Source organism: Belnapia sp. AC561 (assembly GCF_979252845.1).
The window spans coordinates 18842-39891 of sequence record NZ_CEEDBP010000043.1 but is presented as its reverse complement, the minus strand read 5'-3'; the positions used below and the strand labels follow the sequence as shown (position 1 = coordinate 39891).

The window sequence follows — 21050 nt, the reverse complement described above, 5'->3', positions numbered from 1 at the left end:
CTGGAAGTGATCTGGCTCAGGTCTGGATTGCGACGCGGGTCAGTATGGCTGCGAGGCCAAGGCATCTGATCTGCCTTAGCAGGAAGTATAACATGGCCGGCAACACGACCGCTTTCGACGAGAGTCTGATCACGTGCAAGCGCCCATCCTGGGGCGCTGTCTACGCGATGGGGCTGTGCGGTTTCGCGCTGATCGCCTCGGAGTTTCTTCCTGTCAGCTTGCTCAGTCCCATTGCAGCAGAGCTGCAACTCACGGAAGGCCAGGCGGGACAAGCAATCTCCATCTCGGGCCTGTTTGCACTGATCAGCAGCCTCTCGATCAGCATCGTCGCCGGACGCTTCGACCGGAAGTATGTGCTGCTGGTCCTGACAGCATCCTTGATGATATCCGGAATGATCGTTGCCTTCGCCCCGAACTACGCAGTTATGATGGCGGGTCGCGCCCTGCTTGGCTGCGCCATCGGCGGCTTCTGGTCCATGTCCGCTGCCACCGCGATGCGGCTGGTGCCTGCCGCTTCAGTCATGACGGCGCTTGCCATCGTCAACGGCGGCAACGCCATTGCCTCAACCGTCGCAGCGCCGCTCGGCAGCTTTGCAGGAGGGCTGTTTGGTTGGCGAGGCACCTTCTTCTGTGTCGTACCAGTCGCCGCCTTGGCGTTTGTTTGGCAGGCGCGGTCCTTACCCTCATTGCCCGCACCGGAGCGCCGGATTGATGGCAAGGGAGGCATGCTTGAACTGCTGCGTCGGCCCGCCCTCGTGCGAGGATTACTGGCAGTGGCGCTCCTGTTTGCGGGACAATTCGCGCTGTTCACTTACCTCCGTCCTTTCCTGGAACAGGTCACGCAGTTGAGCCTGCCGACGCTGTCGGCAGTGCTTCTGGCAATCGGCCTGGCGGGCTTCACGGGCACTCTGCTGATCGGACGGGTGCCAAAGCGTCACCTTGACCATACGCTGGCCATCCTGCCCGCGATCATGGCTGTGATTGCGGTGGCCCTGGCCGTCTACGGCCGTTCGGTGCCGGTTACGGTGGTGCTCCTGGCGGTTTGGGGTTTCGCCGCCACCGCAGCACCCGTGGCGTGGTGGAGTTGGCTCGGCCGTACAGTACCCGATGCGGCCGAAGTAGGCGGTGGTCTCATGGTCGCCGTTATCCAGCTCGCCATCACCCTGGGAGCGAGTGTCGGGGGACTTGTTTACGACGCGGTGGGCCCGTCGTCGGAATTCCTCGCCAGCGGGCTGGTCCTGATTCTGGCGTCACTCGCCGCCTTTGCCGGCATCCGGCGTCAAGGCGGCACTGCTCGAGTGACCGCTGCCCATGATCAGTGAGCGGCTCTCACTGGAGCATTGATCTGCCTTCATATGCCATCGGGCTAACCCTCCACCAAATAGAATGGGTGAAGCCCAACTCCGTGAAAACTTGGTTGAGTGAGGGTCAGACCCCACCGACGCACAGCAATGAAAGGAACGACCTTCATGCCGGATATGCCCGAGCTGGAAGTGACCCGACGCGGCGTCCTCAGCGTGGGGGCCGCAACCGCCGTGCTGGGTAGTGTCACCCCCCTCCAGGCCCAGGAAAGGCAGCCTATGCAGCATGAACCTGCACCTCTTCCCGTCAGCTTCGAGGTGAACGGACAGCCGCAGGCATTGACGCTCGACGCCCGGACGACGCTGCTCGACGCCTTACGCGAGCACCTGCACCTGACGGGTACCAAGAAGGGCTGCGATCACGGCCAATGCGGTGCCTGCACGGTGATGGTCGATGGCGTGCGGATCAACGCCTGCCTCAGCCTGGCCGTGATGCATCAGGGCGACAAGATCACCACCATCGAAGGGCTCGGCACCCCCGACAACCTGCACCCGATGCAGGCTGCCTTCGTGAAGCACGATGGCTACCAGTGCGGCTACTGCACCCCCGGCCAGATTTGCTCAGCCGTGGCGGTGCTGGACGAGATCAAGCGCGGCGTGCCGAGCCATGTGCAGGCAGACCTGAACGAGGCCCCCCATCCCACCAACATCGAGATGCGAGAGCGGATGAGCGGCAACATCTGCCGTTGCGGCGCCTATTCGAACATCGCCGAAGCCATGGCCGAAGTCGCCGGAGAGAACGCATGAGGGCCTTTACCTACGAGCGCGCCGCCGATCCCGTGGCAGCCGCGCGGGCGGTCGCAGGGCGGCCCGGCGCCAAGTTCATCGCCGGCGGCACCAATCTGCTCGACCTCATGAAGATCGAGGTCGAAACCCCGACCCACTTGGTGGACGTACAGGATCTCGGCTTCGATCGGATCGAAGCGACGCCGGAGGGCGGGCTGCGGATCGGGGCGCTAGTCACCAATACCGCTTTGGCCGCAGACGCGCGGGTCCGCCGGGACTACGGCGTACTCAGCCGTTCGATCGTCGCAGGCGCCTCGGGGCAGTTGCGCAACAAGGCCTCGACCGCGGGCAACCTGCTCCAGCGCACGCGCTGCTCCTATTTCTACGACACGAATATGCCCTGCAACAAGCGGACCCCCGGTGCCGGCTGCGCCGCGATCGAGGGCTATTCGCGCCAGCTCGGCGTCATCGGCGTGAGCCCGGCCTGCATCGCCACCTTCCCCGGCGACATGGCGGTGGCCATGCGCGTGCTTGATGCCGTGATCGAGACGGTCGATGCCCAGGGGCAACGCCGCACGATCCCGATCGCCGACTTCCATCGGCTTTGGGGCGATACCCCGCAGCACGACACGGTCCTGCGTCCGGGGGAGTTGATCACCGCGGTGACACTGCCGCGCCCGCTGGGTGGTAGGCACTTCTACGAAAAGGTGCGGGATCGCGCCTCCTACGCCTATGCCCTGGTTTCGGTCGCGGCGGTCATTCAGCCCGACGGGACGGGCCGGGTCGCCTTCGGCGGCGTGGCGCCCCGACCCTGGCGGGTCGAGGCGGCCGACGCGCTGCTGCCGCAGGGTGCCGCCGCGGTCACGGCACGCGCTTTCCAGGGGGCCACCCCCACCGAGGACAACGCCTTCAAGCTGCCGCTCGCCACCCGCGCCCTGGCTTCCGTCATCGCGCAAGCCAAGGCCTGATGCCATGAAGTTCGAAACTCCCGCCGGCGCCAACCCCATCGACCGGATGCAAGCGGTCGGCCAGCCGCACGACCGCATCGAGGGCAAGCTCAAGACGACCGGCCGGGCGACCTACGCCTACGAGCACCACCGCGAGGTGCCCAATGCCGCTTACGGTGTCGTCGTGGCGTCGGCCATCGCCAAGGGACGTATCCGGTCGATGGATCTGGGTCCCGCCAAAGCTGCGCCCGGGGTGCTCGCGGTCGTCGTCGCCTCGGACGTGCCCAAGCTGGGCAAAGGCAAGTTCAACACGGTCAAGCTGCTCGGCGGGCCGGACGTGGACCATTACCACCAAGCAATCGCCGTGGTCGTCGCGGAAACCTTCGAGCAGGCACGGGCAGCCGCCGCCCTCGTACGGGTCGACTATGCTTCCGCCGGCGGCCAGTTCGACCTCGCGGAAGCGCTGAAGACGGCGCCTCTCATCGGCGGGTCGAGCGACGAGGGCAGCGGTGGCGGTGCGGAAGACCGCGTCGGCAATTTCGAGCAGGCCTTTGCCGCCGCGCCCGTCACCCTCGACGCGGCATACTCGACCCCCGACCACAGCCACGCGATGATGGAGCCCTTCGCTTCCGTCGCGGCCTGGGAAGGCGACGAGCTGCGCCTCTGGACCTCCAACCAGATGATCGACTGGGGGCGGAGCGACCTCGCCACCACCCTTGGCATTCCGAAGGAAAAGATCCGCTTCATGTCGCCCTACGTGGGTGGCGGCTTCGGCGGCAAGCTGTTCCTGCGAACCGATGCGGTCCTGGCAGCGCTCGGCGCGCGCGCGGCGCGGCGACCGGTCAAGGTGGCCATTCCGCGCCCGATGATAGCGAACAACACCACCCACCGCCCGGCGACGCATCAGCGCATCCGCATCGGCGCGGAACGGGACGGCACCATCACCGCGATCGCGCATGAGAGCGGCTCGGGCGACCAGCCGGACGGGTCCCCGGAAACCGCCGTCTCGCAGACCAAGCTGATCTACGCCGGCGCCAACCGGCTGACTTCGATGCGCCTCGCGGTTCTCAACCTGCCGGAAGGCAACGCCATGCGCGCCCCGGGCGAGGCACCGGGCATGATGGCCCTCGAGGTCGCCATGGACGAGATGGCAGAGAAGCTCGGGATGGATCCGATCGCCTTCCGCGTGGAAAACGACACGCAGGTCGACCCGGAGAAGCCGGAGCGCCGCTTCTCCCAGCGCCAGCTGGTCCGCTGCCTGAACGAGGGCGCGGAGCGATTCGGATGGTCACGGCGCAACGCCACGCCAGCGCAGGTGCGTGACGGACGCTGGCTCGTGGGGATGGGGGTCGCCGCCTCCTTCCGCAATCACCTGAACATGCCCTCGGCCGCGCGCGTACGGCTGGCCCAGGACGGTATCGTGACGGTCGAAACCGACATGACCGACATCGGCACCGGCTCCTACACCATCATCGCGCAGACGGCGGCCGAGATGATGGGCGTGCCGACCGACGCGGTGGTCGTGAAGCTTGGGGATTCCGCCTTCCCCGTGTCTGCCGGTTCCGGCGGGCAGTTCGGCGCGGCGAACGCGACGGCTGGCGTCTATGCCGCCTGCGTGAAATTGCGCGAGATGGCAGCGCAACGCCTCGGCTTCAACTCGGCCGATGCGGTCTTCGCCGAAGGACAGATCCGTAGCGGCAACCGCTCGGCTCCCCTGCGGGAGGCTGCATCCTCGGGCGCGCTTACCGCAGAAGACAGGATCGAGTTCGGTGATCTCGGCAAAACCTACCAGATCTCGACCTTTGGGTCGCACTTCGTCGAGGTTGGCGTCGATGCCTATACCGGTGTGACGCGCATCCGGCGGATGCTGGCGGTGTGCGCCGCCGGGCGCATCCTGAACCCCAAGTCGGCGCGCTCGCAGATGCTCGGCGCGATGACCATGGGCGTGGGGGGCGCGCTGATGGAGGAATTGGCGGTCGACAAGCGCCACGGCTTCTTCGTCAACCACGATTTGGCGGGCTATGAGGTGCCGGTCCACGCCGACATCCCCCACCAGGATGTCGTGTTCCTCGACGAGGCTGACGACAAGGCCAATCCGATGAAGGCCAAGGGCGTGGGCGAGCTGGGCCTGTGCGGCGTCGGCGCGGCGGTGGCGAATGCCATCTACAACGCCACCGGCGTACGCGTGCGCGACTACCCACTCACCCTCGACAAGCACCTCGATCGCCTGCCGGCAGTGGCCTGACGGAAGGGCATGCGCATGAACCCCGATACCGCCGCACTCCTGCTGATCGAGTTCCAGAACGACTTCGTCAGTGAGGGGGGAGCTCAGCACCATGCCGTCAAGGAGGTGATGGCCCAGACCGGCATGCTGGCCCATGCCCGGGCCGTCGCCGATGAGGCCCGGCGGCGCGGCGCGTTGGTGCTGCATGCCCCGATCACTTTCGCCGAGGGGTACCCCGAGATGCCGCGCGAGCCCTACGGAATCCTCGCCGGCATCCTGGCCGCGAAGGCATTCCGCAAGGGAAGCTGGGGCGCCGCCTTTGCCGAGGAGATGACGCCGGCGGATGGCGACATCGTGCTGGAGGGCAAGCGGGGCCTGGACTGCTTCGCCTCCACCAACATCGACTTCATCCTCCGCCAGCGGGGGATCACGGACCTAGCGATTGGCGGCTTCCTGACCAATTGCTGCGTCGAGTCGACGATGCGCTCGGCCTACGAGCGCGGCTATCGCGTCGTGACGCTGACCGACTGCACCGCCACGCTAAGTCCGGAAGAGCAGGACGCCGCCGTCACCAGGAACTTCCCGATGTTCTCGCGGCCCCTGACCCATCAGGCGTTCCTCGCGGAGTTGGCAGCCGAAGGAGCAGCGGCATGAAGTTCGACACCCCCGCCGGCATGAATCCGGCCGACCGGCAGGCGGTGCTGGGCCAGCCACACGTACGGGTCGATGGCCGGCTCAAGACGACGGGCACGGCGCCCTATGCGGCCGAGCATCAGGATGTCGGCCCTGGCCTCGCCTATGGCTACATCCTCGGCGCGGCCATCGCCAAGGGGCGGATCGAACGGATCGATGTCTCCAGGGCACGGGCCGCGGCCGGCGTCGCCGCCATCGTCACGCATGAGAATGCCGGCCCGCTTGGCACCGGCGAGTTCTACGTGCAGCGCATGCTCGCGGGACCGCGGGTCGATCACTACCACCAGGCCGTCGCCGTCGTGGTGGCCGACACCTTCGAGCAGGCGCGTGCCGCCGCCGCCTTGATCAGGGTGGACTATGCTCGGGAAGGCGGCGCCTTCGACCTCGCCGCCGCCAAGGATACGGCACCGCCGGCGCCGAAGGAGGCGTTCGGCGGCCCGCCGGAGGTGAAGGTCGGCGACTTCGACACTGCCTTCGCCAATGCGCCGGTGACGGTGGACGAGACCTATACGGTGCCCGACCAGGCGCATGCGATGATGGAGCCGCACGCCACCATCGCCCGCTGGGATGGAGACCGGCTCACCTGCTGGACAGCGATCCAGCAGGTCAACTGGGGCATACGGGACCTGGGATCTATCCTGGGAATTCCGAAGGAGAGGATCCGCCTCATCTCCTCCTTCATCGGCGGCGGCTTCGGCGGCAAGGGTACGGTGCAGAGCGACCTTGCGCTGGCCGCCCTCGCAGCCCGTGCCGCGCGGCGGCCGGTGAAGGTCGCGCTGCAGCGTCCGATCATGTTCAACAACACCATCCACCGCCCGCAGACGATCCAGCGCATCCGGCTGGGCGCCGGGCGCGACGGACGGATCACCGCGATCGGGCACGACAGCTGGTCCGGCAATTTGCGCGGCGGCCGCACTGAGCCCGCGACGGCACCGACGCGACTTCTCTACGGCGGCGAGAACCGGTTGCTGCGGCGGTTCCTGACCACGCTCGATCTGGCCGAGGGAAATGCCATGCGGGCGCCTGGCGAGGCGCCGGGCATGATGGCGCTCGAGATCGCCATGGACGAGTTGGCGGAGCGGCTGGGCGTGGACCCGGTGGCACTGCGGATCGCCAACGACACGCAGGTCGATCCGGAGAAGCCCGGGCGCCGCTTTTCCACGCGCGCCCTGGCCGAGTGCCTGCGGAGCGGGGCCGAACGCTTCGGCTGGAGCGGGCGTCCCAGCGAACCCGCCAGCCGGACCGATGGACGCTGGCTGGTCGGCATGGGCGTGGCGAGTGCCATCCGCGGGGCGCCGATCAGCAAGGCGGGCGCGCGCGTGCGCCTGAACCGCGACGGCATCGTGACCGTCGAGACGGACATGACCGACATCGGCACCGGCAGCTACACGATCGTCGCGCAGACCGCGGCCGAGATGATGGGCGTCCCGCTCGATCGCGTCATAGCAAAGCTAGGAGATTCCACCTTCCCCGAGACCCCGGGTTCGGGCGGGCAGCAGGGCGCGGCATCGAGCACCGCCGGGGTTTACGCGGCCTGCATGACGCTGCGGGAGGCAGTGGCGCAGCGTCTGGGCTTCAACACCCAGGACGTGATTTTCGCCGATGGCGAGGTGCGCTCGGCCGGCCGGTCCGTCCCGCTCGCGGCCGCCGCGCGCGAGGGCGAATTGGTGGTCGAGGACAGCATGGAATATGGCGACCTCGCCCAGCGCTACGCCCAGCAGACCTTCGGTGCGCACTTCGTCGAGGTGGGCGTCGATCGCTACACCGGCGTGGTCCGCGTGCGCCGCATGCTGGCGGTGTGTGCGGCGGGCCGCATCCTCAATCCCCTCACCGCGCGCAGCCAGGTGATCGGCGGCATGACGATGGGGATCGGCGCGGCGCTGATGGAGGAGATGGTGGTGGACACCCACCTCGGCCTCTTCGTCAATCACGACCTCGCCGGCTACGAGGTACCCGTCCATGCCGACGTGCCGCATCTCGACGTCGTGTTCATCGACGAAGCCGATCCGACCATGTCGCCGCTCAAGGCCAAGGGCGTGGGGGAACTCGGCCTGTCGGGCGTGGCGCCCGCCATTGCCAATGCCGTCTACAACGCAACAGGCGTGAGGGTGCGGGAATACCCCATCACCGTCGAGAAGCATCTGAACAGGCTCCCCGCCATCTCCTAGGGCGTGATGGCAGCGCTCCGGCAATGCGCGAGCGCCTCTGTTGGCCGATAGGTGTCAGGCCAAAGGTCGCCCGGACATCCGCCGTATTGATAGAGGATCTTCTATGAACCCGACCTACGATTTCAGCGGCCAGTCTGTTCTGGTCACCGGCGCCAGCGCCGGCATGGGACTGGCTGCGGCCCGTGCCTTTGCGGAGGCAGGCGCCGCCGTTATGCTGGCGGATGTGAGGCAAGAGGCGGTCGCGGCCGTGGCGCGGGAGTTGGCGGACGCCGGTCACAAGGCCCTCGCCGTCACTTGCGACGTGAGCGACGATGACCAGGTTGCCGCCATGGTGGAGCGCGCCGTCGCCGAGTTCGGCCGCCTCGACATCGCCTTCAACAATGCGGGGACCATGGCCCAGGTCGCCCCGACCGCCGAGAGCACCCGCGACGAATGGGACCGCGTCATCGGGATCAACCTCCGGGGCGTCTGGAGCTGCATGCGGCACGAACTGCGGCAGATGCAGCGCCAGGGCAGCGGCGCCATCGTCAACAACGCCTCGGTCGGAGCCCTGACCGGCAATCCCGGCATCGGATCCTACATCGCCTCCAAGCACGGCGTTGTCGGCCTGACACGCACCGCCGCTCTCGAATACGTCAGGCACGGCATCCGCGTGAACGCGGTGAACCCCGGCGTGATCGATACCCAGATCGCCCGGGACGTCGTGAAGGGCGACGATCAGGCCTACGCCGACATGGTGAAGCAGGTTCCCATCGGGCGGGCGGGCAGGCCCGATGAGATCGCCGCGATCGTTCTGTGGCTGTGTAGCCCGGCCGCGAGCTACGTCGTCGGCCAAGCGATCACCGTGGATGGTGGCATGACGGTGCCTTGAGAGAGGTGGCGCCGGCCCCCTGCATTCACCGAGCTAGGACATCAACGTGACCGAGAACGGTATTCTTGCGACCCGACTGCGACCTGAACCGCAGCGTCGGCAACCGAAGGGAAGGCGCGCCCTCCTCCTCGGCGCGGTCGGCAGCTATGTCGTCGCGAGCATGGCCGCACGCGCTCAGGAGTCCGGAGCCGGACCGACTGCACTCAGCCATGACGCGCAGACTCGCGGCCCGGCACCGATCCCCCCCGGGGAGCGTGGCTTGCAAACCGTGGCCGCGGTGCCCTGGTTCAAGGTGTCCGACGCCGCCTTCGCCATCGAGGGACCGGCCTTCGACCGCAACGGCAACCTGTACGTCTGCGACGCATCGGACGGTCGCGTTCTTCGTCTGACACCTGAAAAACGGCTGTCGACATTCGTCACCATGGACCTCAGGCCCGGCGGTCTCGCGTTTCACCGGGACGGGCGACTGTTCATCGCCGCCCTGGATATTCCCCGGGGCGTTGGCGCGGTGATGGAGGTTCGGGCGGATGGCTCGGAGCTGCGGGCCGTCGTTCCGCCGGAGGCCGGGTACATGCCCAACGACCTCGTCTTCGACGCGCAGGGCGGTCTCTACTTCAGCGATTTCCAGGGCACATCCACCGATCCCCGTGGCGGCATCTACTATGTTGCGCCGAACTCGCCGTTGGTCATGCCCGTGCTGCCACGCATAGCGAAGGGGAACGGGGTCGCGCTCAGCCCGGATGGTAGGGTGTTGTGGGCGACCGAGTTTGGCGCCAACCGCCTGCACCGGGTCGAACTGGCGGATGCCGCGACGGCTACGCCGCTCGGCACCGCCGTGCCGTACCGCTTCACCGGTCCGGCGCCCGACTCCATGCGAGTTGATGCCGAAGGCAACGTGTACGTGGCGATCTACGGGCAGGGTCGCGTGCTTGCCTTCAACCAACAAGGTATTCCCATCGGCCAGATACTTCTCCCAGGACGCGAGGAGGGTCACAACCTGTTCTGCACCAACACGGCCCTCCGCCCTGGAAGCCACGAGCTGCTCATCGTTGCGAGCGACGGCGATGGCGGGCAGGGCACGTCAATCTTCCGGGCCGGAGCCTTTGCGACGGCCTTGACGCTCTTCTCGCACCGATGACGAACTTGTCTCAACACCCCCCCGGAGCGGATGGCGGATCGGGCCCCGGCACTTCCGGAAGGGAGGGAGAGACGACCGCCGCGTCGTCGCTCAGGGAGGAGGCCGACATCCTTCCGAAGGTCCCGCTTCTATTGCTGGCCCTGACCGGCTTCACCGCGATCGTCACGGAAACCATGCCCACCGGCCTGTTGCCGCAGATCTCCGTGGATCTCGGTATCGAGCCGCCGGCCGTCGGGCAGATGGTGACCATCTACGCGCTGGGTTCGCTGCTGGCGGCGATCCCGCTCGTGAGCCTGACGCAGCGGTTGCGCCGCAGGCCGGTGCTGATGACCGCCATCGCGGGCTTCCTGATCTTCAACATCGTGACCGTGGCCACCTCATCCCTGGTGGTGATCATGGTGGCGCGATTTATGGCGGGCGTATCGGCCGGGCTCTCCTGGGGGCTGCTGGGCGGCTACGCGCGGCGGATGGTGGTGGACAGCCTAAAGGGCCGTGCGGTGGCCCTCGCCATGGCAGGCACGCCGGTCGCCCTGTCGATCGGCACGCCCCTCGGCACTTACCTGGGCGGCGCGATCGGGTGGCGCGGCGCCTTCGTGGTTATGTCGGCACTGGCCGCCATGCTTCTCGTCGCGGTTTCCTGGCGAATGCCCGACTTTCCAGGCCAGCCTTCGGACCGTCCCTTGCGCGTCCGCACGGTGATCATGACTCCAGGTGTGCGGCCGGTGCTGCTCGCTGCCTTTCTCTGGGTGACGGCGCATTATGTTCTCTATACCTATGCGGCTCTCTTTGCGGCGCAGGTCGGCATTCCCCAGCGGACCGACCTGCTGCTGGCAGTCTTCGGTTTTGCGTCTCTGTCCGGCATCTGGCTTGCCGGCGCGATGGTCGATCGACGGCTTCGCATGCACGTCCTGGGCAGCCTGGTCCTGTTCGCCTTGGCGACGGCCGCGATGGCTTTCGCCAGGCAAGCGCCGATGCTTTTGTGGCCGGCCGTGATCGTCTGGGGCATCACCTTCGGTGGGGCCGCTACCTCGATCCAGACCGCAGCGTCGGACGCTGCCGGAGAGGGCGTCAACATCGTCAGCGCGATGACCACCACGACCTGGAACGCTGCCATCGCCCTCGGCGGCGCGCTCGGTGCCTTGATCCTGGGACTGCAGGGCGTCACAGGCTTCTTCTGGGTCATGCTGGCCCTGATACTGACCAGCTTGATCGTCGCGGTTGGGGCGCGCGATCATGGCTTCAGGCTTGGCGCCCGAGCCGGACGATGATGCATTCCATGGCTCTCTCCCGACCGCTTGTCAGGAAACATTGACATGATGCGGACCATGATCAGTGCTGCCATCGTCACCACCCTTTTCTTTGCAGGATCAGCCATGGCGCAGGACCGCATCCGGATCTCATCCGATTGGGGGGCGGTCACGGCCGAACTGGGCGATAATGCCGCCGCACGGGCACTCGCGCGCATGCTGCCGGTGACAGTCAGCATGCGGGATCACCTGCGGCAGGAGAAGACGGGAAACCTGCCGGCAGCGCTGCCGGAAACAGACCGTCAGCGGGACTTCGAGACCGGAACGCTGGGACTATGGAGTGCCGATCACTTCGTGATTTACTATCGAAGCGGGCGTGTCCCCTCCCCCGGCATCATCGTGCTCGGCCGCGTCACCGGCGATGTGTCCATCTTCGATCGTGCGGGTTCCGTCTCCATCCGGATGGAACGGCTGCCCTGACGGCGCCAGGCTGCAGCATGGTATCTGACGTCCTGCTGGCGACTCATGGCTGACGCCTGAGAAAGAAACAGATTCGGTTCGGGAATTGAACCAGCTTCGCCGGTATGAGAGATGGCGGCGCCGTCCGGACGGGGGTTGCGTGGCCAGCAATAGCGCCGATCCCGTCGCAGGACCGTTGATTGAAAGGCGCGACTTTGCATGCCCGTCACCCGCTCCGATGTTGCTGACTTCAGCTACTTCCTTGCCATCGCTCGCCATCGCAACCTGCGTCTGGCCGGGCTGGAGATGGGTGTCAGCGCATCGGCGTTGAGCCATGCACTGAAAGGGCTGGAGGGACGGCTCGGCGTTCGCCTCTTCCACCGAACGAACCGAAGCGTCACGCTGACGGCGGCCGGCGAGGAACTGCGTGACGCGATCGAGGCGCCATTCGATGCGATCGGGCAGGCAATCGATGGTCTTAACCGCCACCGCGACGCGCCGGCCGGACGCATCCGCCTCAATGTTCCCGTGGATGCAGCCCCCTTGCTCCTCGCGCCGGTGCTGCCAACCTTCGTGAGGCGCTACCCGGACATCGAGATCGAGATCGTTGCAAGCAACCGCATGCTGGACGTTTTCGACGGCGGCTTCGATGCGGGGATACGCTACGGTGGCACTGTGCCCCAGGAGATGGTGGCACAGCGTCTCTCGGCGGATCTGCGCTGGGTGGTTGCGGCCGCGCCATCCTATCTCGAGCGGCTTGGGATACCCAGCCGGCCCAAGGATTTGCAGGACCATAATTGCATCAGGGTCAGGCTCGGTGACGGGAGCCTATACGATTGGGAGTTCGTGGGGCCGGACGGCGAGTTCGCCATTGCCGTTCCAGGTCAGATTACGATTGACGAGACACGGGCGATGCTGTCGCTCGGCCTTCAGGGCGTCGGCCTCATGTACGGCATGGAGCCGACCTTCGCGCCTCTGTGCAAAACGGATGAGCTGCGCCTGGTGCTGGAAGAATGGTCGACGACTGGTCCCGGGTACCACGTCTACTACTCCAGTCGCAGACAGGTGCCGGTCGGCCTACGCCTGCTGATCGACCTCATCCGTGAAATGCGCCCGCTCGGCCTGTGACGGGGCTCAAGCCGATATGCGCCCTCGGCGCTGGTTCGGGATGCCTCAAAGGAACACATCCCGAAAAATCAAGCTCCGGGGAAGATCACTCAGCCTCGGTAGCGCAATGCCTCGACCAGCAAGGCAAAGGCCGGCGTCTGCTGGCGGCGGCTGGGATAGTAGACGTGGTATCCCGAGAAAGGTTCGCACCAATCTTCTAGCACCCGCACGAGGCGACCCTCCGCCAGTGGGCCTTGCACCTGTTGCTCGGTCAGGATGGCCAAGCCAAGTCCGGCTAGCGCTGCATGCAGCATGAGCGAGGCGCTGTTGAAGATGAGCTGCCCCGTGACCCGCACCCGGAGCTCGCGCTTCTTCTTCTCGAACTCCCACACATACAGTCCGCCATGCGTCGGCAGCCGGAGGCTGATGCAGTTATGCGACGTCAGATCCTGCGGCTGCCTGGGTGGTGGGCGCCGTGCAAAGTAGGAGGGTGCCCCAACGACCGCCATGCGTATCGGCGGTGCGATCGGCACGGCGATCATGCCCTGCGCTACGGTTTCTCCTGACCGTATGCCGGCGTCGCACCGCTCCGCGACGATGTCGGTTAGCCCGTAGTCGACGATGATCTCCACCTGGATGTCCGGGTACTCCTGCAGGAGTTGCTCCAGCCTGGGCAGCAGGACCGAGGTTGCCGCATTTTCCGTCGCACTGATCCGGATCGTGCCCGATGGCTTCTCCCGCAGCTCGCCGAGAGCAACCAGTTCCTCGCCAATCTCATCAAGCTTCGGACCGACCTTGCGAAGAAGGCGCTCCCCCGCTTCGGTAGGGGCGACACTGCGGGTGGTCCGAGTGAGTAGGCGGAGGCCAACCCGGGCCTCCAGCCCGCGGATGGTATGGCTGAGCGCCGATTGCGAAACCCCAAGCTTGGCAGCAGCCCGCGTAAAGCTGCGCTCCCTCGCCACGGCCATGAAGGCGGCGATGTCATTGAGGTTCACACCGGCCATTCAGAAGAACCGCTCATAAGTTCTTGCGTATTGTACCGCCTAATCAGACGCGGCCACAGCCATCATCTCTGTTGCCAGTCAGGGCGGTTGCCTCTCAGGAAAATCGCATCTCTCATGTGGAAAGGCAGAACCATGGACATCCAACGCGTGGGCTCGCAGCCCTCCGGCAAGGGGCCGGCCGACTACTTCACCGGGACCGTCCGCATCGACCCGCTCTTCAGCCCGCCCGATCCGGCCCGGGTAGCCGGCGCGCTGGTCACCTTTGAGCCTAATGCCCGCACCGCTTGGCATACACACCCCTTCGGTCAGACCCTGATCGTCACGGCCGGGCTCGGCTGGGTGCAGCGCAAGGGCGGACCCGTGGAGGAAATTCGGCCGGGCGACGTAGTGTGGTTCTCGCCCGGCGAGAAGCATTGGCACGGAGCGTCCCCGACTACGGCAATGAGTCACATCGCCGTTCAGGAGAAGCTGAACGGCTCCCCCGTCGACTGGATGGAGCACGTCACCGACACCGAGTACCGCCGCACCTAGCGATGAGCACGGCCATCCGGGTGCCCGGAGCGTAAGAACCGGGCATCCCCGGCATGCCGCCCGGCACCCGGGCTCCGGTTTAGGCGTGGTAGCCCCTGAATCGATGAGCAGCACCCACGAATTGCAGGAGCAGCAGATGAATAGCGGAACCGAGTATTTTTCCGGCACGGGCGCATTCGCAGCTGGCAGTAATCTGGCCCGCAGGATGGGACTCCTGACCCTGGTGGCCGCGACGGCACTCTCCCTAGGTAGCACGCCGCAACAGGCCAGGGCGCAGGGGACGGCCGATGCCTCCCGGTCGGCTGAGGGCGCCCTACAGACCGTGGCACCCGCCCTGGAGCATTACGAACGACGTGACCTCTTCGGCAACCTGTGGCGACGTCCTGAACTCTCGCCGCGGGACCGCAGCCTCGTTACCATATCGGCCCTAATTGCACGGAATCAGGCGAGCGAGTTGCCCAACTACCTTGATCGCGCGCTCAACAGCGGCGTCAAGCCGGAGGAAATTTCCGAACTGATCACCCACATGGCCTTCTACGCCGGCTGGGGCAACGCCCGGGAGGCTGCCGGGGCGGCGGCGCGGGTCTTCACCCACCATGGCATCGGTGCTGCTCAGCTGCCCCCTGCGGAACCCGGCCTCCTGCCGCTCAACGAGGCTGCCGAAGCGCAACGCGCAGCCCAAGTCGCGCAGAGCGTCCGCCCGGTCGTGCCCGGCCTTGACCAATTCACGACGGACATTCTGTTCCGGGACCTCTGGCTGCGCCCGGGCCTTGCTCCGCGGGACCGCAGCCTCGTCACGCTCAGCGCCCTGATCACCGCCGGCCAGGCGGCGCAGGTCCCGTACCATCTTAACCGCGCGATGGATAACGGCCTGACGCGCGCCGAGGCCTCCGAGGTCGTGACCCACCTCGCCTTCTACGCCGGCTGGCCGAACGCCTTCTCGGCCGTCCCCGTACTCAAGGGCGTCTTCGAGGCCCGCCGTGACTGAGCACGCCAGCATGCCAGGCCGCTGATCTCTTTGAAGAGGAACGAGAATGAAGCGCATCGCCACCTTCGCCGTTATGGCATCCCTAATCACCCCGCTGGGCGCCCACGCCAACCAGACACCAGCCACGGCCGTCGGTGAGGCTGCCTTGCAAGTCACGCGGGCAGGCTCGCAACCCTCAGCGCGCGGGCCGGCTGAGTATTTCACGGGCACCGTGCGTGTCGATCCGCTGTTCCCGGCCGATGCGCCATCGCGGATGTCTGGCGCAAACGTCACCTTTGAACCTGGTGCACGGTCGGCTTGGCACAGCCATCCGGTGGGCCAGGTCTTGATCGTGACGGCAGGCCTTGGATGGGTGCAACGCGAGGGTTCGCCGCCCCAGGAAATCCGGCCCGGAGACGTCGTTCGGATCGCCCCCGGTGTGAAGCACTGGCACGGCGCCGCCAAGGCCACCGGCATGACGCACATTGCGCTTCAGGAGCACGTCGACGGGCAAGTTGCGACTTGGATGGAACACGTCAGCAACGACCAGTACCCCCGGTGACCCCTGGTGACCGCCGCCCACCTAGCCGGATGCCGACGATGTCGCAGCCGCAGATCTCGCCCTTGGCCTCGTAGCCAAGGGTTTCGAGGTGCCGCGTCACCGACGCATAAAGCAAGGTCTCGCGCCTACGGCCGGTCGCTCTGGGCTCGTTCATGCGACCCTCCGCTGGTCGATCCCCTGGCCAGGCTTCGGCCTGAGGGTAATGGTCCCGAAGGCCACCTCCTGGTCCATGTCGAGGGTGGCGTCGCGGGCCAGCTCGAGGCTGGCGACCAGGGTGCTGGCCAGCGCCGCCCGCTGCCGCAGCTGGCGCTTTGCCGCGCCGGCCGGGATAGGCGGCAGGCAGTCCGCGAGCGAAAGTCCGTCGGGCTGGTGATTGAGCAGTGCGGTCACCCTGGCGATGGCCTCCGGCACGCGCCAGAGGTCGATCGGCACCGGCTGGTAGGCGGGGGCCTGAGCCGGCTGCCCCGCCTTGCCCTCGAGCATGGCAAGCGTTACCTCGAGGAAGGCGACGTAGAGCTCCGCCTGCGGTCGTGCCTGCCGCTCCATCTGTCCCCGGGCAAAGACCCGCAGGCCGAGCTGCGGCCGGGCGGCGAGCCAGTCGGCGGCGGCGCGCATGCGGGCCAGCTCGGTCAGCTGCTCCAGCCGTCGGGTGGCCTCCGCCGCGGCGGCCTCGGCCACGGCGAGGGTTTCCGGGCAGAGCAGGCGGGCCTTGAGCAGGACGAGGTCACTGGCGGCGACCAGCCAGGCGCTGCGGCGCTCAAGCAGGACGCGATCGGCGCTGTCCTCGAGCGCGGCGACGAGCTGGTCGGTGAGGGCGACGATCGACAGCGGACCGAGGTCGACGCGGTGGCGGCGGACCATCTCGAGCAGGAAGTCGAGCGGCCCCTCGAAGCCCGCCACGCTGAGCAGCGGCATTGCCTCTCCGGCCGGTGTCGGTGCCGTCCCCTGCCCGGCCGCCTCGGGCCAGTCCGGCTCCGGCTCAGCCATCGGTGGCTTCGCCGTAGTGCGGCCGCAGGCTGAGGGTCAGGTCCGGCCAGGTACGGCGGAGGGTCCTGAGTGCCGGCCAGGGCGACCAGTCGGCCGACCAGAACTCCACCAGCCAGTGATCGGTCCGGCGGTTGCGGCGATCGGCGGGACTGGGCAGCAGCCGGACGTGGCGGAGGGCGCAGGTGGTGCCCCAGTGGCGCCAGAGCCAGCTCTGACTCTGTGGGTCCTCGGGCCCCAGCCGGAGGATGGTGGCTGGCACCGGCAGCAGGCGGTGCAGATCGAAGGGACAACTCTGGTCGGTGGTGGCGCGCAGCAGGGCGCGCTGCTGCTGCAGGGCCACTGAGTCGCGCAGGCGGCGGGCCAGGATCCGCGCCCCGGCCAGGCTGATGGCCCGCACCCCGTCAACGGGGGCGGCCATGGGCAGGAACCAGTCCTCCTCCATCCGGTCGAGATCACGTTGCCAGGGGATGATCCCACTCCCCCTGGTGGCAGCCTGGAAGCGCCCGACGGCCTCGGTGGCACCGCTGACGCCGAGGGTGTTACGGAGCCAGTCGGTGTCGGTGGGCGCCAGGGGCGTAGGACCAATGTCTGACTCGGGCAGCATGGTCGTTACCGTCGCTTCGGCGAGCTGGCGGACGGTGAGGGAAGAGAACTGGCCCGCAGCCCCTCGGGCGACAGACGGCTGCCGGCGGGGACGCGAAGCCGGGCCAGACCGGCGCGGCGCCGAAGGATGCGCCAGACCCCCTGCGGGCTGAGCCGGTCCTCCAGCGTCCCCGCCGCGGTGACCCGGCGGAAGACCGCGCCGTAGTCGATCCGTGCCTGCCGCAGCCAGGCCTCCAGGGCGCAGGTTGGACAGCGGCCGAGTCAGGCGAACGGGCAAGCTCCAGCGCCCCTCGCCCCGTCTCCAGCATCACCCCTACCGCGGTGAAGCACAGCTGCCTGCGTTCGAGCGCCAGCAAAGCAGCACGATGCAGCATCGTGGCCTGGATGAGCAGCAGCAGCGCGGTCGCCGCCCGGCTCGATCCTCACCGCAGCTGGCGAGCAAGGCGCTGAGCGCGGCCTCGCAGCGGTCGTAGCGGCTTCATTTTGAGTGGGTCTTCGAGCCCTTGGAATTCCGACGGGTTGTTGGAAAGGACGATAGAGGCGCTCTGCAATCAGACAGTGCTGGTGCTCAACACAAATGTAGGAACTAATCCGAAATCATTTGCCGTTTCTGAGCCATCTTGTAATGGGTTTGATAACGGTGAACTGTTCCGCATAGAGACCGCGCTTTCAGGCTCATAGCTGTGAGCCGTGAAGGCAAACTCAAGCTGTACGGGGGGGGTGCCGAAGTAAGTGCACCAAAGGGTTAACGTCACATGCAGCACTTATACAGAGCGGTTCTTACAGACCGCATGCGCGGTGCACTCCTGACATTCAAATTTGCTGATGATTGCCTTCGACAGGCTCGTGCACACGCCGAGCTTCTGGCACCGACCGAGGCATATGCCTTCTGGACCGGGCCTGGATACCATATCAAACAGCGTGCTGACGCAGCCGCATGGTGGGCTGTGACCGTCTACAAGGCCTATGTAGCGGCAGGACTGGCTGGCTGTATGCGCAGCGGTGATCGAGACTTGGTCATTGCTGCCAATCGGCATTTTGACCAACACTCCATAGTTTGGATCGGCAAATAACATTCATATAGTATCTGAAATCTTTCGCCCTAACGATATTTCAAAAGCAATGGATATCGCCGTAAAAGCAATTGGGTAAACGAATGGCTCAGATTTGCTGAGCAATATGCTGAATAGAAATAACATCAATTCCACATCAGTCAATTTTTCATTCCAGATTTGATAGATATTTAGGCAGTTTCGCCACTCAGGCGAGCTGCCGATCCTGTGGTTGGTTTGGATCCTTGAGTGGGAGCGACATCGGCGCAGGAGAACTTGCCGGCTGTCTCGTGGCAGCGGCGGTCGCCGCCATGAAACACCCGAAGATGGCGAGCCACGCCAGTCGGCCGTGGTAGCGACCTTCCACGTCGCCACCGACGCCGATGATGAGCGCATTCCCCACGATGGCCGCGACGCTGACGCCAATGAAGATCAGTGCCAGAGGTGCCTTGCGGCGCCAGGCCACCAGGCCGCCGAGCGCGAGCAACGGCGCCCATGCCAAGCTGGTGAGGTCACCGACCTTCGCTGCGGTGGTCAGCTGCTTGGTCCGAAGCGGTCGGTCGACACCGCCATCGAGATAGCCAAGCTTGGCATCCCGCAGCGTTTGCAGGATGGCGGCCTGGTCTCGCCGCGCACCAAACGAGGCGCTGTCAGGCGAGAACAAAATGGCGCCCGCCCGTCCGATCCCAGCGACGAGCGACTCCCGCCAGTAGCGGCGGGTGGTGGCCGACACGATCTCCGCCGCCTCCGAGGCATAGCCAACCATGCCGCCAAGCCGGGCCTGCAGCGGGCTGTCGTCAGCGAAGCCGAACCACAGCGAGGTGGCCCCATCCAGCAGGATGCGCTCGTCGCACAGGCGCCACCGACGCGTCGGGCATTCTGCATCCAGAGTGCGTTGCGTCAGCCCATCTTCAACCTGCCGCGTGAGGGCAAGCGCTGGGCTGGAATAGGTGACGCGCGCCACCCCGTAGATGACGATATTCGCTGTGACCAAAAGACTGGCCGCAAGCACCGGCGCGGCGATGACGCCAAGTGCCATGGACCGCGACAGCCCAAGGCCAGGCCACAGCAGCGCAGCACCCAACAGGATGATGCCGATGCCGAACAGCAGCGGCAGGTGCGTGACATGCGCCATGCCGGCGAAGATGACGAAGGCCGCCATCAGAGCGCGTTCCCAGACACTGGCAGGAGGGCGCGCTACGAGGATAAAGGCCGCGAGCACCAACAATCCGGTCAATACGTCGGCCATCACCCAGATAATGAAAAACGGTAAGCTGGATAGCGCGATGACCGCTGACGCTGTGAACCGATCACGTGAGGAAACCTGCAGTGCGTCCAGGGTTCGCCAGACGAGCCAGAACGCGAGCGCTGCTTGCCCCAAAATGATGGGCCAGAGCGAGGTGTTCCAGTGCAGCAACCGGATCATGTAGGCATAGACCGGTGGTCGCAGCGTGCCAAAGCCCAGCTGACTCCCCACCGTCAGATAGTCCAGGGAGTCCCAAAACAGCAGTGGGTAGCCGATTACCAGGAGCGGCCATACCAGGGCAGCGACCATGCAGGCCGCGGCGAAGCGGCGCTCCCTCACGGCATTCATGTGCAGCCTCTCCGCCGTCGTCACGTACACAAGATCAGACTGCGTCTATGCGTACGGGGCCAGAGCCAGTCCAGTCACGAAACCAAAAGCTTGGCGCTACTGAAAAGCTCCATCGACCCCTGGCGGCCGCGTCGCAAGGTGGCGGCAGACGGCACCGATGCTGAGACCGAGCATCGCTCCGGCAAGCAGATCCGTCAGGAAGTGTGCCCCCATCATCATCAAGGCGGTACCACTGGCAACGCTGAGCAATAGCCAGCTGGCTCGCACTGCCACTTTGCTGCAAGGCCACAAAAAGGCGGTCATCACGCCCATCACCACCATGTGGCCGGACGGGAAGCAGCCGCTGTACAGGAAATGGAAGTTCCGCAGGGGCGCACTTTGGTGCCAGAACCAAGTGTCGGGCGCGACCCGGCCGAAGGCCATTTTCAACTCGGTCTTCGCCGCCAGTGCGACGCAGACGCCGAGGCCTGCGCTTAGCATCTGTCGCAAACCGGCCCCGATCCGCCCGGTCATCGACCACCAAAAGCCAATAACCAGCGTACTGGAAATAGCCATCACGGCCAGCGCTTCCGGTGCCCGCACAAACAGCCGGACCAGTCGACTGCGGCTGCCATGTTCCAGCAGATAAAGGGCGACCGGATGGTCAAGATATAGCACCCCGGCCAGGATGCCCGCAGCCATCCCTAGCCAGACCAAAACCCATGGGCGGAATGCACTCCAACCGATGCCTGTGCGACGGCTGTGGATGACGGGTTCAGGCAGCATTTCATCCATGCTTTAAGCCTCAGAAACAGTTGACGGGCTAGCAC

General features: G+C 66.1%; 19 protein-coding genes. 14 read left to right on the top strand and 5 right to left on the bottom strand.

The window, feature by feature from the left end:
• Positions 1–92: 92 nt before the first annotated feature.
• The 11 genes from AC0IW9_RS25805 to AC0IW9_RS25755 all read left to right on the top strand — a co-directional run bounded on the left by AC0IW9_RS25805 (position 93) and on the right by AC0IW9_RS25755 (position 12962).
• Positions 93–1322 (top strand): MFS transporter, encoded by a 1230-nt coding sequence (locus AC0IW9_RS25805; RefSeq protein ID WP_471651165.1) that lies wholly within the window; start codon positions 93–95, stop codon positions 1320–1322.
• 147 nt (positions 1323–1469) lie between these two features.
• Positions 1470–2108 (top strand): aldehyde dehydrogenase iron-sulfur subunit PaoA, encoded by a 639-nt coding sequence (paoA, locus tag AC0IW9_RS25800; protein ID WP_471651164.1) that lies wholly within the window; start codon positions 1470–1472, stop codon positions 2106–2108.
• A complete protein-coding gene (locus tag AC0IW9_RS25795; RefSeq protein ID WP_471651163.1) occupies positions 2105–3055 on the top strand; it encodes an FAD binding domain-containing protein in 951 nt (316 codons plus the stop codon). The genes paoA and AC0IW9_RS25795 overlap by 4 nt, the downstream gene beginning before the upstream one ends.
• Before the next feature lie 4 nt (positions 3056–3059).
• The gene (gene paoC, locus AC0IW9_RS25790; protein WP_471651162.1) at positions 3060–5279 is read left to right on the top strand and encodes an aldehyde oxidoreductase molybdenum-binding subunit PaoC; all 2220 of its coding nucleotides are present in this window, start codon (positions 3060–3062) and stop codon (positions 5277–5279) included.
• A 15-nt stretch (positions 5280–5294) separates the two neighbouring features.
• Positions 5295–5912 (top strand): cysteine hydrolase family protein, encoded by a 618-nt coding sequence (locus tag AC0IW9_RS25785; RefSeq protein ID WP_471651161.1) that lies wholly within the window; start codon positions 5295–5297, stop codon positions 5910–5912.
• Entirely contained in the window at positions 5909–8119 is a 2211-nt protein-coding gene (gene paoC / locus AC0IW9_RS25780) for an aldehyde oxidoreductase molybdenum-binding subunit PaoC (RefSeq protein WP_471651160.1), read from the top strand. The genes AC0IW9_RS25785 and paoC (AC0IW9_RS25780) overlap by 4 nt, the downstream gene beginning before the upstream one ends.
• Positions 8120–8222: 103 nt before the next feature.
• On the top strand, positions 8223–8990 hold the full coding sequence (locus AC0IW9_RS25775) for an SDR family NAD(P)-dependent oxidoreductase (RefSeq protein WP_471651159.1): 768 nt from the start codon (positions 8223–8225) through the stop codon (positions 8988–8990).
• A 46-nt stretch (positions 8991–9036) separates the two neighbouring features.
• Positions 9037–10128 (top strand): SMP-30/gluconolactonase/LRE family protein, encoded by a 1092-nt coding sequence (locus AC0IW9_RS25770; protein WP_471651158.1) that lies wholly within the window; start codon positions 9037–9039, stop codon positions 10126–10128.
• A 131-nt stretch (positions 10129–10259) separates the two neighbouring features.
• On the top strand, positions 10260–11396 hold the full coding sequence (locus AC0IW9_RS25765) for an MFS transporter (RefSeq protein WP_471651157.1): 1137 nt from the start codon (positions 10260–10262) through the stop codon (positions 11394–11396).
• A gap of 45 nt (positions 11397–11441) precedes the next feature.
• A complete protein-coding gene (locus AC0IW9_RS25760) occupies positions 11442–11855 on the top strand; it encodes a cyclophilin-like fold protein (RefSeq protein ID WP_471651156.1) in 414 nt (137 codons plus the stop codon).
• Positions 11856–12053: 198 nt separating this feature from the next.
• Positions 12054–12962 carry a LysR family transcriptional regulator gene (locus AC0IW9_RS25755; protein WP_471651155.1) on the top strand — a complete coding sequence of 303 codons (909 nt, stop codon included), beginning with the start codon at positions 12054–12056 and terminating at the stop codon, positions 12960–12962.
• An 89-nt stretch (positions 12963–13051) separates the two neighbouring features.
• Here AC0IW9_RS25755 and AC0IW9_RS25750 read toward each other — a convergent pair whose 3' ends face one another.
• Positions 13052–13945, bottom strand: a complete 894-nt coding sequence (locus AC0IW9_RS25750; RefSeq protein WP_471651154.1) for a LysR family transcriptional regulator — start codon at positions 13943–13945, stop codon at positions 13052–13054.
• A 132-nt stretch (positions 13946–14077) separates the two neighbouring features.
• Between AC0IW9_RS25750 and AC0IW9_RS25745 the strand changes: the two genes are divergently transcribed.
• From AC0IW9_RS25745 to AC0IW9_RS25735, 3 genes are all read left to right on the top strand, one after another.
• Complete coding sequence (locus AC0IW9_RS25745; RefSeq protein ID WP_471651153.1) at positions 14078–14476, top strand: (R)-mandelonitrile lyase; 399 nt, start codon at positions 14078–14080, stop codon at positions 14474–14476.
• A 103-nt stretch (positions 14477–14579) separates the two neighbouring features.
• Entirely contained in the window at positions 14580–15464 is an 885-nt protein-coding gene (locus AC0IW9_RS25740; protein WP_471651152.1) for a carboxymuconolactone decarboxylase family protein, read from the top strand.
• Between the two features lie 46 nt (positions 15465–15510).
• Positions 15511–16005, top strand: a complete 495-nt coding sequence (locus AC0IW9_RS25735; protein WP_471651151.1) for a (R)-mandelonitrile lyase — start codon at positions 15511–15513, stop codon at positions 16003–16005.
• Positions 16006–16155: 150 nt separating this feature from the next.
• On the opposite strand, the gene AC0IW9_RS25730 is transcribed toward AC0IW9_RS25735, so the two are convergent.
• From AC0IW9_RS25730 to AC0IW9_RS25715, 4 genes are all read right to left on the bottom strand, one after another.
• On the bottom strand, positions 16156–16992 hold the full coding sequence (locus AC0IW9_RS25730; RefSeq protein ID WP_471651150.1) for a segregation and condensation protein A: 837 nt from the start codon (positions 16990–16992) through the stop codon (positions 16156–16158).
• Positions 16985–17596, bottom strand: a complete 612-nt coding sequence (locus tag AC0IW9_RS25725) for a hypothetical protein (RefSeq protein WP_471651149.1) — start codon at positions 17594–17596, stop codon at positions 16985–16987. The genes AC0IW9_RS25730 and AC0IW9_RS25725 overlap by 8 nt, the downstream gene beginning before the upstream one ends.
• Positions 17597–18855: 1259 nt before the next feature.
• Positions 18856–20241: a hypothetical protein gene (locus tag AC0IW9_RS25720; RefSeq protein ID WP_471651148.1), complete on the bottom strand. Its 1386-nt coding sequence runs from the start codon at positions 20239–20241 to the stop codon at positions 18856–18858.
• Positions 20242–20337: 96 nt separating this feature from the next.
• Positions 20338–21015, bottom strand: coding sequence for a phosphatase PAP2 family protein (locus AC0IW9_RS25715; protein ID WP_471651147.1), 678 nt, complete (start codon positions 21013–21015; stop codon positions 20338–20340).
• Positions 21016–21050 lie beyond the last annotated feature (35 nt).

Bases quoted from the DNA above. Each gene is read 5' to 3' on its own strand.
- AC0IW9_RS25805 (WP_471651165.1), top strand. From the start codon at position 93: ATGGCCGGCAACACGACCGCTTTCGACGAGAGTCTGATCACGTGCAAG.
- paoA (WP_471651164.1), top strand. From the start codon at position 1,470: ATGCCGGATATGCCCGAGCTGGAAGTGACCCGACGCGGCGTCCTCAGC.
- AC0IW9_RS25795 (WP_471651163.1), top strand. From the start codon at position 2,105: ATGAGGGCCTTTACCTACGAGCGCGCCGCCGATCCCGTGGCAGCCGCG.
- paoC (WP_471651162.1), top strand. From the start codon at position 3,060: ATGAAGTTCGAAACTCCCGCCGGCGCCAACCCCATCGACCGGATGCAA.
- AC0IW9_RS25785 (WP_471651161.1), top strand. From the start codon at position 5,295: ATGAACCCCGATACCGCCGCACTCCTGCTGATCGAGTTCCAGAACGAC.
- paoC (WP_471651160.1), top strand. From the start codon at position 5,909: ATGAAGTTCGACACCCCCGCCGGCATGAATCCGGCCGACCGGCAGGCG.
- AC0IW9_RS25775 (WP_471651159.1), top strand. From the start codon at position 8,223: ATGAACCCGACCTACGATTTCAGCGGCCAGTCTGTTCTGGTCACCGGC.
- AC0IW9_RS25760 (WP_471651156.1), top strand. From the start codon at position 11,442: ATGATGCGGACCATGATCAGTGCTGCCATCGTCACCACCCTTTTCTTT.
- AC0IW9_RS25755 (WP_471651155.1), top strand. From the start codon at position 12,054: ATGCCCGTCACCCGCTCCGATGTTGCTGACTTCAGCTACTTCCTTGCC.
- AC0IW9_RS25750 (WP_471651154.1), bottom strand. From the start codon at position 13,945: ATGGCCGGTGTGAACCTCAATGACATCGCCGCCTTCATGGCCGTGGCG.
- AC0IW9_RS25745 (WP_471651153.1), top strand. From the start codon at position 14,078: ATGGACATCCAACGCGTGGGCTCGCAGCCCTCCGGCAAGGGGCCGGCC.
- AC0IW9_RS25740 (WP_471651152.1), top strand. From the start codon at position 14,580: ATGAGCAGCACCCACGAATTGCAGGAGCAGCAGATGAATAGCGGAACC.
- AC0IW9_RS25735 (WP_471651151.1), top strand. From the start codon at position 15,511: ATGAAGCGCATCGCCACCTTCGCCGTTATGGCATCCCTAATCACCCCG.
- AC0IW9_RS25730 (WP_471651150.1), bottom strand. From the start codon at position 16,992: ATGGCTGAGCCGGAGCCGGACTGGCCCGAGGCGGCCGGGCAGGGGACG.
- AC0IW9_RS25725 (WP_471651149.1), bottom strand. From the start codon at position 17,596: ATGCTGCCCGAGTCAGACATTGGTCCTACGCCCCTGGCGCCCACCGAC.
- AC0IW9_RS25720 (WP_471651148.1), bottom strand. From the start codon at position 20,241: ATGAATGCCGTGAGGGAGCGCCGCTTCGCCGCGGCCTGCATGGTCGCT.
- AC0IW9_RS25715 (WP_471651147.1), bottom strand. From the start codon at position 21,015: ATGGATGAAATGCTGCCTGAACCCGTCATCCACAGCCGTCGCACAGGC.